This window comes from Bacillus aerolatus, assembly GCF_009183655.1.
Taxonomy (GTDB): Bacteria; Bacillota; Bacilli; order Bacillales; family Domibacillaceae; genus Pseudobacillus; species Pseudobacillus aerolatus.
Genome location: NZ_WEIO01000025.1, coordinates 1 through 2,952, shown reverse-complemented (window position 1 = coordinate 2,952; position 2,952 = coordinate 1). Strand labels below are relative to the sequence as shown.

General features: G+C 53.8%; 1 rRNA gene. It reads right to left on the bottom strand.

The annotated features are described in order from the left end of the window. Positions 1–2,927 (bottom strand): 23S ribosomal RNA (locus F9802_RS19400); the annotation flags it as partial. Between the last annotated feature and the right edge of the window lie 25 nt (positions 2,928–2,952).

Sequence of the window (2,952 nt, the reverse complement as noted above, 5' to 3'; positions counted from 1 at the left end):
TAAGTCCTCGATCGATTAGTATTCGTCAGCTCCACGTGTCGCCACGCTTCCACCCCGAACCTATCTACCTGATCATCTTTCAGGGATCTTACTAGCTTGCGCTAAGGGAAATCTCATCTTGAGGGGGGCTTCATGCTTAGATGCTTTCAGCACTTATCCCGTCCGCACATAGCTACCCAGCGATGCCTTTGGCAAGACAACTGGTACACCAGCGGTGCGTCCATCCCGGTCCTCTCGTACTAAGGACAGCTCCTCTCAAATTTCCTGCGCCCGCGACGGATAGGGACCGAACTGTCTCACGACGTTCTGAACCCAGCTCGCGTACCGCTTTAATGGGCGAACAGCCCAACCCTTGGGACCGACTACAGCCCCAGGATGCGATGAGCCGACATCGAGGTGCCAAACCTCCCCGTCGATGTGGACTCTTGGGGGAGATAAGCCTGTTATCCCCGGGGTAGCTTTTATCCGTTGAGCGATGGCCCTTCCATGCGGAACCACCGGATCACTAAGCCCGACTTTCGTCCCTGCTCGACTTGTAGGTCTCGCAGTCAAGCTCCCTTGTGCCTTTACACTCTGCGAATGATTTCCAACCATTCTGAGGGAACCTTTGGGCGCCTCCGTTACTTTTTAGGAGGCGACCGCCCCAGTCAAACTGCCCGCCTGACACTGTCTCCCACCCGGATCACGGGTGAGGGTTAGAAGTTCAACACAGCCAGGGTAGTATCCCACCGACGCCTCCACCGAAGCTGGCGCTCCGGTTTCAAAGGCTCCTACCTATCCTGTACAAGCTGTGCCGAAATTCAATATCAGGCTGCAGTAAAGCTCCACGGGGTCTTTCCGTCCTGTCGCGGGTAACCTGCATCTTCACAGGTACTATAATTTCACCGAGTCTCTCGTTGAGACAGTGCCCAGATCGTTACGCCTTTCGTGCGGGTCGGAACTTACCCGACAAGGAATTTCGCTACCTTAGGACCGTTATAGTTACGGCCGCCGTTTACTGGGGCTTCAATTCAGAGCTTCGCGTGAGCTAACCCCTCCTCTTAACCTTCCAGCACCGGGCAGGCGTCAGCCCCTATACTTCGCCTTGCGGCTTCGCAGAGACCTGTGTTTTTGCTAAACAGTCGCCTGGGCCTATTCACTGCGGCTCCTCAGGGCTATGCACCCCAAAGAGCACCCCTTCTCCCGAAGTTACGGGGTCATTTTGCCGAGTTCCTTAACGAGAGTTCACTCGCTCACCTTAGGATTCTCTCCTCGCCTACCTGTGTCGGTTTGCGGTACGGGCACCTTTTACCTCGCTAGAGGCTTTTCTTGGCAGTGTGGAATCAGGAACTTCGGTACTATATTTCCCTCGCCGTCACAGCTCCGCCTTGATGGTGACGGGATTTGCCTCGTCACCGGCCTAACTGCTTGGACGCACAACCAACTGTGCGCTTGCCCTATCCTCCTGCGTCCCCCCATTGCTCAAATGGTAAAGAGGTGGTACAGGAATATCAACCTGTTGTCCATCGCCTACGCCTTTCGGCCTCGGCTTAGGTCCCGACTAACCCTGAGAGGACGAGCCTTCCTCAGGAAACCTTAGGCATTCGGTGGAAGGGATTCTCACCCTTCTTTCGCTACTCATACCGGCATTCTCACTTCTAAGCGCTCCACTGGTCCTTACGGTCCAGCTTCTCAGCCCTTAGAACGCTCTCCTACCACGGACACCTAGAGGTGTCCATCCACAGCTTCGGTGATACGTTTAGCCCCGGTACATTTTCGGCGCAGAGTCACTCGACCAGTGAGCTATTACGCACTCTTTCAATGATGGCTGCTTCTAAGCCAACATCCTGGTTGTCTAAGCAACTCCACATCCTTTTCCACTTAACGTATACTTGGGGACCTTAGCTGGTGGTCTGGGCTGTTTCCCTCTTGACTACGGATCTTATCACTCGCAGTCTGACTCCCAAGGATAAGTTTTTGGCATTCGGAGTTTGTCTGAATTCGGTAACCCGATGGGGGCCCCTAGTCCAAACAGTGCTCTACCTCCAAAACTCTTCCCTTGAGGCTAGCCCTAAAGCTATTTCGGAGAGAACCAGCTATCTCCAGGTTCGATTGGAATTTCACCGCTACCCACACCTCATCCCCGCACTTTTCAACGTACGTGGGTTCGGTCCTCCAGTAAGTGTTACCTTACCTTCAACCTGGACATGGGTAGATCACCTGGTTTCGGGTCTGCGACCTCATACTCATTCGCCCTGTTCAGACTCGCTTTCGCTGCGGCTCCGCCTTTACGGCTTAACCTCGCATGAAATCGCAACTCGCCGGTTCATTCTACAAAAGGCACGCCATCACCCATAAACGGGCTCTGACTACTTGTAGGCACACGGTTTCAGGTTCTCTTTCACTCCCCTTCCGGGGTGCTTTTCACCTTTCCCTCACGGTACTGGTTCACTATCGGTCACTAGGGAGTATTTAGCCTTGGGAGATGGTCCTCCCGGATTCCGACGGAATTTCACGTGTTCCGCCGTACTCAGGATCCACTCTGGAGAGAACGAAGTTTCGGCTACAGGATTGTTACCTTCTCTGATGGGCCTTTCCAGACCTCTTCGCCTACCTCGTTCTTTTGTAACTCCGTATAGAGTGTCCTACAACCCCAGAAGGCAAGCCTTCTGGTTTGGGCTGTTCCCGTTTCGCTCGCCGCTACTCAGGGAATCGCTATTGCTTTCTCTTCCTCCGGGTACTTAGATGTTTCAGTTCCCCGGGTCTGCCTTCTCCTGCCCTATGTATTCAGGCAGGGATACTGTCCCATTACGGACAGTGGGTTTCCCCATTCGGAAATCTCCGGATTAACGCTTACTTACAGCTCCCCGGAGCATATCGGAGTTAGTCCCGTCCTTCTTCGGCTCCTAGTGCCAAGGCATCCACCGTGCGCCCTTATTAACTTAACCTAAAATGGCGATTACTCGGTTATTG